The 8,974-nt window shown below is 70.2% G+C and carries 6 protein-coding genes and 1 pseudogene; 4 read left to right on the forward strand and 3 right to left on the reverse strand.

The window, feature by feature from the left end:
• Together ACXJKR_RS16600 and ACXJKR_RS16605 are read left to right on the forward strand one after the other, a co-directional pair.
• Positions 1-198, forward strand: a pseudogene (locus ACXJKR_RS16600) (SDR family oxidoreductase); the annotation flags it as partial.
• A 123-nt stretch (positions 199-321) separates the two neighbouring features.
• Positions 322-723: a MaoC family dehydratase gene (locus ACXJKR_RS16605; RefSeq protein ID WP_457323761.1), complete on the forward strand. Its 402-nt coding sequence runs from the start codon at positions 322-324 to the stop codon at positions 721-723.
• Here ACXJKR_RS16605 and ACXJKR_RS16610 read toward each other — a convergent pair.
• From ACXJKR_RS16610 to ACXJKR_RS16620, 3 genes are all read right to left on the reverse strand, one after another.
• Positions 704-1,075 carry a response regulator gene (locus ACXJKR_RS16610; RefSeq protein WP_457323756.1) on the reverse strand — a complete coding sequence of 124 codons (372 nt, stop codon included), beginning with the start codon at positions 1,073-1,075 and terminating at the stop codon, positions 704-706. The two genes, ACXJKR_RS16605 and ACXJKR_RS16610, sit on opposite strands and share 20 nt — an antisense overlap.
• A gap of 171 nt (positions 1,076-1,246) precedes the next feature.
• Positions 1,247-3,055, reverse strand: coding sequence for a PAS domain-containing sensor histidine kinase (locus ACXJKR_RS16615; protein WP_457323757.1), 1,809 nt, complete (start codon positions 3,053-3,055; stop codon positions 1,247-1,249).
• Positions 3,056-3,170: 115 nt separating this feature from the next.
• The gene (locus tag ACXJKR_RS16620; protein WP_457323758.1) at positions 3,171-6,185 is read right to left on the reverse strand and encodes a VIT domain-containing protein; all 3,015 of its coding nucleotides are present in this window, start codon (positions 6,183-6,185) and stop codon (positions 3,171-3,173) included.
• Positions 6,186-6,455: 270 nt separating this feature from the next.
• On the opposite strand from ACXJKR_RS16620, the gene ACXJKR_RS16625 reads away from it, so the two are divergent.
• Together ACXJKR_RS16625 and ACXJKR_RS16630 are read left to right on the forward strand one after the other, a co-directional pair.
• On the forward strand, positions 6,456-7,790 hold the full coding sequence (locus tag ACXJKR_RS16625) for a hypothetical protein (protein ID WP_457323759.1): 1,335 nt from the start codon (positions 6,456-6,458) through the stop codon (positions 7,788-7,790).
• Between the two features lie 44 nt (positions 7,791-7,834).
• Positions 7,835-8,971 carry an acyl-CoA dehydrogenase family protein gene (locus tag ACXJKR_RS16630; RefSeq protein ID WP_457323760.1) on the forward strand — a complete coding sequence of 379 codons (1,137 nt, stop codon included), beginning with the start codon at positions 7,835-7,837 and terminating at the stop codon, positions 8,969-8,971.
• Positions 8,972-8,974 lie beyond the last annotated feature (3 nt).

Consider the following 8,974-nt stretch of genomic DNA (forward strand, 5'->3'; position numbering starts at 1 on the left):
GATGCCGCGCTGACCCTGGCAGGCAAGGCCACCGTCATCAGCTTCCACCCCGGCTGGGTGCGCACCGACATGGGCGGCTCGGGCGCCGACATCGACGCGTCGACCAGCATCGCCGGCATGCGTACCGTGCTGGCCAGCGTGAAACCGGCGGATACGGGCAGTTTCTTCAATTACGACGGGCAACGATTGGACTGGTGAGTCCCCTTTATTGGCGGCGCGGCGGCCCGGCGGATTGCGCTAAGGTCTCGACCCATKGACACAACCCTCGCAGAAGCCGAAACGACCAGCCTGATCCGTGCCGGGGAAACCTGCGAACGTCACATCCGCTTCACGCGTGAGGACATCGCCGCTTTTGCCCGCCTGACCGGCGACTCCAACCCCCTGCACCACGATGTGCAGGCGGCCCAGCGGGCACGGCACGGCGAGATCATCGCCAGCGGCCAGCAGACGACGGCGCAGATGATCGGCCTCGTCGCCAGCCACTTCTCGCGCGGCGATGACGGCGCGGATCGCGAGCTGCTGTGCCTGAACTTCAATTTCGCCTTCAAGGCGCCGGTGTTCGCCGAGCAAGAGCTGCTGCTGCACTGGCGCGTGGCCAGCGTGGAATGGAATGCGACGCTCGGTGGCTGGCTGGCCCTCGTCGATGGGCGGGCGACCGTGCGCAACGCCCACCCTTGCGTAGTCGGGCGTGGCACGCTGCTCGTCAAGGCAGCCAGGGCCTGATTTCGTCCGCGAGCGTGGTCACATCGATGGGTTTGCCGATATGGGCGGCGCAGCCGGCCGCCAGCGCTCGGGCGCGCTCCTCGGGCATGGCCTGGGCGCTCATCGCCAGCACGGGCACGTCGCGCAGCGACGGATCGGCCTTCAGTCGGCGCGTGGCCTCGTAGCCGTCGAGAACCGGCATGCGCAGGTCCATCAGGATGATGTCGGGCCGGCGCGCGGCGGCAGCTTCCAGGCCAAGCTGACCATTGGCCGCCCAGTCGACCTCGAAGCCGGCGGCCTCCAGCACGTAGCGCGCGAGATAGGCGTTGGCCGCGTTGTCCTCGACCAGCAGCACTCGCGGCGTGTTGGCCATGTCAGGCGCTCCCCATGTGCCGCCGGAGCCTTGCGGGCCGAGTGCCGGGCCGCTCCCAAGCCGGCCCGCGCTGGCGATGTGCTTGCCGGTCGAACCGGCTAGCATCGCCGTCCCCTTGGGGGACCGATCGGGCGCGCCTGCGTTCAGCAGGGCGAGACCGGGCGAGGGGCCTCATAGCGCGTCCATCTCGATGATGAAGCGCGAGCCCCCACCTTCGGCAGGCTCGTGGCGGATGCGACCCTGCATGCCGGCCAGCAGCTGGGCGCTCAGATAGAGGCCCAGCCCCGTGCCCTCCTGGGCATGGGCGACGCCGCCTTCGAGCTGGCGGAAGGGCTGGAAGAGCAGGGCTCGATGCGCCTCGGGGATGCCGGGGCCGTGATCCCTGACGCTCAGGACCAGGCGCTCGCCGTCTTGCCAGGCCTGGATCTCGATGTCACCTTGCTCGGAGAACTTGATGGCATTGCCCACCAGGTTGATCAGCACCTGGGTCAGCTTGCGGCGGTCCCCACGCCAGGGCAGCGACGGGGCCATGGCCAGCTTCAACACCAGGCCCCGGGGTTCGGCCAGCGGGCGCAACTGGYCCGCCACATCGGCGGCGATCTCGGCGATGTCGATCGGTTCGATGTGGAGGTCCATGCGCCCGGCCTCGATGCGCGACAACTCCAGCAGGTCGTTGATGAGGGCCAGCAGGTGGCGGCCGGAGCTGGCGACGAAACCGAGCTGGCGTTTCTGCTCGGCGTTGACCGGGCCGCTGCGGCCACCGTGGATCAGGTCGGTGAAGCCGAGGATGGCATTCAGTGGCGTGCGCAGCTCATGACTCATGCGCGCCAGGAACTCGGACTTGAGCCGGTCAGCCTCCTGCAGCCTCAGGTGCTCGGCGGCCACCCGCTCGGCGGCCTTGCGTTCCGAGATGTCGTGCACGAAGCCGACGAACAGCGTCTCGCCGTCGAGCTCGAAGCGCGCGAAACGGATCTCCACCGGCAGATCCCGGCCATCGGCATGTCGGGCCAGCGTCTCAACGCCGCGCCAGTCCAGGCGTTTTTCTCCGGTCGCCATGTGGCGGGCCAGGCCAGCGACGTGCTGCGCCCGCAGGGCCTCGGGCTGCAAGGTCGCCAGCGGCTGGCCGTTGAGGCTGCCCGGTTCATGGCCGAGCAGCGCGTGGATGGCGGGATTGGCGAAACGGATGCTGCTGCCGGCATCGATGATGACGGCGCCGTCGATGCTGGTCTCCCACAGCGAGCGGAACAGCGCCTCGCTGCGCTGCACGGCCTGGTGGGTGCCCTGGTCCTCGCGGGCGCGCCGCATCACGAGGCCAGCGGCGGTCAGGCCGAACAGCAGGGCGCAGACCATCAGCATGCCGATCAGTGCCGCCGCCGTGATGCGCGACGCCAGCCCGAGGCTGGCCGAGAAGCGCTGCTCCATCGGTGTCAGCCGCGCATCCAGCGCCAGCACGCGGGGCTGCAGCGCGGCACGGGCCTCGGGAGGCAGTTCGCGGGCCTGGTGGGCCAGCGCGGTCATCTCGGTGATCAGCTCGTCGGCCTCGCGCCAGATGGCGACCGACTCGGCCATATAGGGCAGGCCGCGGCAGCAGCGGTAGAGCCGGATCAGGCCGGACGTGTCGTCGGCATGGTTGCGCGATTCGATGAAGCCCTGGCGGGCCTCTTCGTCATGGGCGCCACCTCCGTCCATGGCCTCGCGTGCACGCCTGGCGTTCAGGGGCACGGCGATCTCGCGCTCGAACGCTTCGTACTGCGCCTCGTCGCCGGATTGCAGATAGAGCACCAGGGCCAGCGTCGCGCTCTTCTGCGCACGTGACCATTGGCTTTCGCCAGCGACGTAGGCCCGTGCGGCCGACAGCGCCGTGATGGCATACAGCCCCAGCACCGCGAGCAACGCCGCCATGCCGATCAGCAGCCAGGCCACGCGGCGCGCACCGTGCGGCAGCACGGCGGCTGGGGTGGAGGCGGAAGCGTGACTCACCGTGTCCGAGTATGCCCAGACGCTGCCGGCGCGGGAACCTCAGGACGTAGGACGTTGCCTTCTGTTCTGCCTCGGCAGGGGTGTCATGCGCCGAGTGGTCAGAGCAAACCGGTCGTTACTTCGCTGCGCCACCAGCCCGTCCCTCCACCTCGAAGCTGCCCACCAGCACCTGGTCACCCCGGCCCGACAGGCGAAGCACGACGCGTTCGTCCTTCTGCGCGCCGGTGCCGAAGCCGGTGGCCAGCCACAGCATCAGCGTCGTGTAGGGCGACACCAGCTGCTGGCTGTGGCCATAGAACTGGACGCGCACCTCGTAGCGGCCCGGCTTGGCGCGGCGCAGCGAGAACTCCTCGGGGCCGTAGCCGCCAGTGAAGTCGCGCGACATCGCGCCGCCCTGGCGGGTCAGGCGGTGGGCGTAGTAGGCCTTCTCGCCGTCGGGGTCGGTCACCCAGAGGTCGATGTCGGTGTTGTCGGCGTCCCAGGTCAGCACAGCGCGCAGGTCCAGCGGCAGGTTTTGGCGCAGGCGCGCGTCGACACGCGACAGGTCCGGCTTGGGCGTCCGGGCGGCCAGGGCATTGAGCTCGGTCAGCGCAATCAGGTCGATGTCGGCAAAACGCCCGTCCCAGGGCCGGCTGGCCACGTCCCACAACAGGTCCAGCGCGCGCTGGGGCTGGGTGGCGGCGAGGGCCAGGGCGAGGTCGCGCGAGGACTGCGGCTCGTCCGGTGCCAGTTCGCGCACGCGCTCCAGCAGCGGCACGGCCAGGGGGGTCTGGCCGGCCTGCTGCAGCCGGTAGGCCAGGATGCGCAGGATGTGGCGGTTCTCCAGCTCCATCTCGGCGAGGTTGGACAGCACGCGCACGGCCAGTGCCTGCTGGCCCTTGGCGAAGAAGATCTCGGCCGCGTCGATGAAGAAGGCGGTGCTGGACAGATAGCCGGGCCGCTCGTCGAGGTAGATGGCATAGCGCTCGGCGTCGCTGGCCTCGCGCAGGCGGCGTGCGTAGGCGGCATTGGGCTCCCAGGCTCTCAGCGCGATGCTGGCCGGGGCGGCCGTGGTGCCGGCGTCCTCTTCGCGGGCGCGGCGCAATCCCGCCACGGACACGGATTCGAGCGCGGGCGCAGCTGAGGGAGCCAACATCTGCGCGAGAGGCGGCGGTGCCGGCGCTGCGGCGGGTGCTGGCGGCGGCTCTCGCAGGGCGATGGGGGCCGCTGGCTGCGCGATCGATGGGCGGACCGGCGCAGGCGCTGCCGGCCGGGTCTCGGCCACGGCGATGGGCGGCGTCTCGACGGGCCCCCGCGGGAACTCCTGGGCCCACCAGGCCTGGCGCTGCTTGAAGCGCTGCACGAGGCTGTCGATATGCCTTTCGCGGTCGGCCTGGCGCGTGGCGCCGCGCTGGGCCAGGCTCTGCCGGTAGGCCGCGCGCAGGGTGGCCGTGGGGGGCGCGATCTCGTAGCGCACATAGTCGGCCAGCTCGTCGAGCACGATCAGCGAGGTCTCGGCGCTGAGCAGGCGGAACTGCTCGCCCAGACGCCGGATCTGGGCGCGGTTGCGTTGCTGCTCGGCCGACAGCTCGGCGATGCGCAGCTCGGCCCAGCGCCGCGCTGCCAGCGGCAGCGTGGCCTCGTCGGACGGAGGGCTCTCGGTCGGCGCCTTCAGCTCGATGCGGCGCTGGCTGCGCCGCCCCTGGCCATCGATGAGGGTGACGAGGAGGCGGCCGGTGACCACTGTCAGGCGAGTCGCGATGGCGAGGCGGCCGTTCTCGGGGTGCAGGGATTCGATGACGACGTCCTCGATGCCCTCGACGCCGTCGCCTTTCACGTCCAGTACCTGCAGGCCGGGCCTTGTCAGCGCGGTGAAGGCGGACGCGGTGCCCATCCGGGTCAGGTCCAGCAGGCGTGCACCGCCGGCCTCGGCGAGGCGGCGCAGTCGTGGCAGGTCGGCCCGGCTGGCGGCATTCACCGTGAACACGGGGCCGGCGGGTGGCAGGCCGCCGAGGTCGGGCCAGGTGGCCAGGCCGTCGCTGAACAGCAGGCTCATCGTGCCGCTGCCGGGGGGCGCGGCGGCCAGGCCGGCATACCAGGCGGCCGGGCTGCTGGCGCCGTCGTACGGCAACTGCTGCAGGGTGCGGCGCAGGGGCTGCCAGTCGCCACCGCGCACGTCGAAAACACGCACCGGCTCGGCGGCATCGCGTGCCACGGTCAGGTGCACGCGCACGTCGCGGGCGGCGGAGAAGAGGGCATCGAGCAGGGCGAACTCGCGCGCATGGTCGCGCTCAGCGCCGGAGCCGGAGGCATCCCAGACGAGGTTGAGTTCGCGAGGCAGGCGGGTGGCGCCACGCGTGCCCTCGGCGGCGGCGATCTCCGCGTAGGCATAGACCTGGCCAAGATGTTCCTGCACGATGACGCTGTCGCCGCCGCTGCCGGTCCAGCTCAGAGCCAGCGCCTCGCGCGGCTGCCAGTTGCGGCGCTGCAGCCGCAGCGACGTCTCGTCGCCACGGGAGAAAGTCTCGACGCCGGCCAATGCGCCGCTCACCTGCGGCTTGCCGCCACGCAGGTCGAAGCGACCCTCGAACTGGCCCATCGGCTGGCCGAAGTTCAAGGGCAGGCGGTACTGCATGCGCCCCTGCGGGTCGGGCTGCAGCGTCTCGGCCAGTTGCAGCATGACGCGCCGCTCGCCGTTGGGCGGCACCGGATAGATGCGCAGCTTGAAGTTGTTGCCGGCGGTGCGCTCGAGCAGGGCCGGGTCGACGCGACGGCGCGAGATGTCGTCGAACACCTGGCGGCCCTTGTCCTTGGGCACGGGCACGGCGCTGACCATCTCGCCGCGGATGTCCAGCGCAAAGCCGACGACGCTCTGGCCGGCATCGAGCGGGAATTCCAGCGTGGCTTCCAGCTGGCGCGGGTTGGGGTTGTGCACGACGAGCTCGATGCGCGTCTGCGCCTGGGTGCCGGCCAGCGTGGCCTGCACCTGCACGCGCTGCAGCGTCAGCGGCTCGCCGGCCTCGGGCGCGATGAAGCGCGGCATGGGCGGCGCTACCGGGGGCAGGGGCTTGGGCGGCGGTGGCGGAGGGCTGAGCGCGAAAGCGGCCGAGGCCACCAGGGTCAGCAGGGTGAGCAGCGAGCGAAGCGTCATGGCAGAGGGCATAAGAAGGTGTCCGGGACGGGCAAGCCAGGCGGCACCGACAACACCTTGCCCAAACCGGCATCGTCGGCGAGTGCACCGTGTTCGTCAGCGTGAAGCTGGCGAACACAGGGCCTCTGCTTCTACGGCGGCAGCGGGCAAACAGGGTGAACGCCGCTCCGAAAACCGCCGGAGGGCGACCGAGGGAATATTCCCTTCGGTCCTTTACTGCTACCGCGACCGCTGCTGCCTAAGCTGCGCCGTCTTCATGGGAGCTTGTCGATGCGCCGTGGGTTCAAGGTGTTGCTGTGGATCGTGCTCGGTCCGATGGCGTTGCTGCTGCTGCTGGGCATTGCCTGGCTGGCCTGCAATGGTCGCTGGGCGGATGCCGACCCTCAGCCGGTACCCCCGGAGCTGCTGCCGCAGGCGGTGACGCTGGCGCCGCAGGACAACGCCTTCTTCGACGCCCAGGGGCTGCGCGCGCCGCAGGGCGAGGCGCCGAATGCCTGGGGGCAGCGCAGCTGGCGTGGTGAGGTCAGCGGCGAAGCCGGGCTGCTGGCGCTGCCATCGGGGGAGGACTGGAACTGCAACGCCGCCAAGGAGGATTGCGTGGCCCGCTGGCGTACCGCCGCGGCGGGGCTGAAGGCGCAGATGGCCAATGCCAGCCTGTTCGGCGAACGTTGCAAGGCGCTGGCAGCCAGGCCCAGCTTCCAGGAGCCGGCACCGGTGCGTCGGCCCCGCCCACCCGGCAGCGCGTCCTTCGAAGCCCTGGCGCTGCCGCAGTTCGGAGGCGTGACCCATTGCATGCGCTGGTTGCAGATCGAAGCCGTGCTCGCGCCGGATGCACAGCGCGCGGAGCCGTCCTGGGCAAGGGCGGATGCGCTGCTGCGCCTCTTCGCCTCCGGCTCCCAGACCTTGCTCGGCCAGGCTGTCGGTTGGGCCACGGCCATGCGGCACCAGCAGTTGTTGGTGCAGTGGGCGGCGCGCCAGCCGGCAGGCGCGGTGCTGCCGGCTGCTTGGCGAGCCCCGCTGCCGGCACGCCTGCTGCAGCCGCGCCTGTGGAKGGCAGCGGAGTCGCATTTCCAGCGCGAGACGGTTGCCGACCTGAGCGCGCATGGCGACCAGATGTTCGACATGGAACCCAATCCGCCGCAGGCCTGGGCCAGCCGGCACAGCCTGGGCTATCTGCCGCAGCTGACGATACAGGCCATGAGCGCCTACTGGTTGGCCGACATGCGGTCCTTCGGTCAGCTGCAGGGCCCCGCGTTGGCGCGGCAGGTGCGCAGCAAGCCGGAGCCCGACGCCTCCTGGTGGCGCTTCCTGCGCTGGCGCAACACGGTCGGCCACGTGTTGGTGGAGGTCGGCCGACCTGCCTTCGAAAGCTATGCCTTGCGCCAGGCCGACCTGGTGCTGTCCCAGGCCGCGCTCGACCTCAGCCAGCAGCTGAACGCGCTGCCCGTCGCGGAGCGCCCGGGCTGGTGGCAGCGCCAGACGCTGGACACCGGCGTTCGCGAGCGCCTGAGCCTTGAAGGCGACGCGCTGACCGTCCGCACCTGGCGGGGCGAAGTCGAGGCGGCGCATGCGGCGCCCTTGCGCTTCCCGCTGCGCTCCGGCTGACGCAGCCTCGACAATGGCTCATCCAATCCAACAGGTTGAGCACCATGCTTCTTACCGAAGACCACCTCGCCGTGCAAGACGCCATCCGCGCCTTCGTGCAGGCCGAGATCGCCCCCCATGCCGCGGCCTGGGACAAGAGCCACCATTTCCCCGCCGAGCAGTTGAAGGGCCTGGCGGCCCTGGGCTGCTATGGGGTTGCCGTGCCGACCGAATGGGACGGCGCGGGCCTGGACTATCTGGCGCTGGCCGTCATCCTCGAAGAGATCGGCGCGGGTGACGGCGGCACCAGTACCGTGGTCAGCGTCAACAACTGCCCGGTCTGCTCCATCCTGATGGGCTTTGCCAACGACGAGCAGAAGGAGCGCTTCCTCAAACCCCTGGCGCGCGGCGACATGCTGGGCGCCTTCTGCCTGACCGAGCCTCATGTCGGCTCGGAAGCTGGCGGCCTGCGCACGACGGCCGTCCGCGATGGCGATGACTATGTGCTCAACGGCGTCAAGCAGTTCATCACCAGCGGCAAGCACGGCGATGTCGCCATCGTCATGGCGGTGACCGACAAGGCCGCTGGCAAGAAGGGCATCAGCGCTTTCGTCGTCCCGACCAATACACCCGGCTACCAGGTCGCGCGCATCGAGGAGAAGATGGGCCAGCACAGCAGCGACACGGCCCAGATCCTGTTCGAGAACTGCCGCGTGCCGGCTGCCAACCGCCTGGGCGATGAAGGCCAGGGCCTGAAGATCGCCCTGTCGGGCCTGGAGGGCGGGCGCATCGGCATCGCCTCGCAATCGGTCGGCATGGCGCGCGCGGCCTTTGAGGCGGCACTGCGCTACAGCAAGGACCGGGTCACCTTTGGCCAGCCCATCTTCAACCACCAGGCGGTGCAGTTCAAGCTGGCTGACATGGCCACGCAGATCGAGGCGGCGCGCCAGTTGATCTGGCATGCCGCCAGCCTGAAGGATGCCGGCCGACCCTGCCTGAAGGAGGCGGCCATGGCCAAGCTGTTCGCCAGCGAGATGGCCGAGAAGGTCTGCTCCGAGGCCATCCAGATCCACGGCGGCTATGGCTACCTCAGTGACTTCCCGGTCGAGCGCATCTACCGCGATGTGCGGGTGACGCAGATCTACGAGGGCACGAGCGAGGTGCAGAAGATCCTGATCGGGCGGGCGCTGGCGGCGGGCTGAGAG

It is taken from the genome of Roseateles sp. P5_E11, assembly GCF_054049355.1.

Coding starts and splice junctions, on each gene's coding strand:
- ACXJKR_RS16630 (WP_457323760.1), top strand. CDS start 7,835: ATGCTTCTTACCGAAGACCACCTCGCCGTGCAAGACGCCATCCGCGCC.
- ACXJKR_RS16620 (WP_457323758.1), bottom strand. CDS start 6,185: ATGACGCTTCGCTCGCTGCTCACCCTGCTGACCCTGGTGGCCTCGGCC.
- ACXJKR_RS16610 (WP_457323756.1), bottom strand. CDS start 1,075: ATGGCCAACACGCCGCGAGTGCTGCTGGTCGAGGACAACGCGGCCAAC.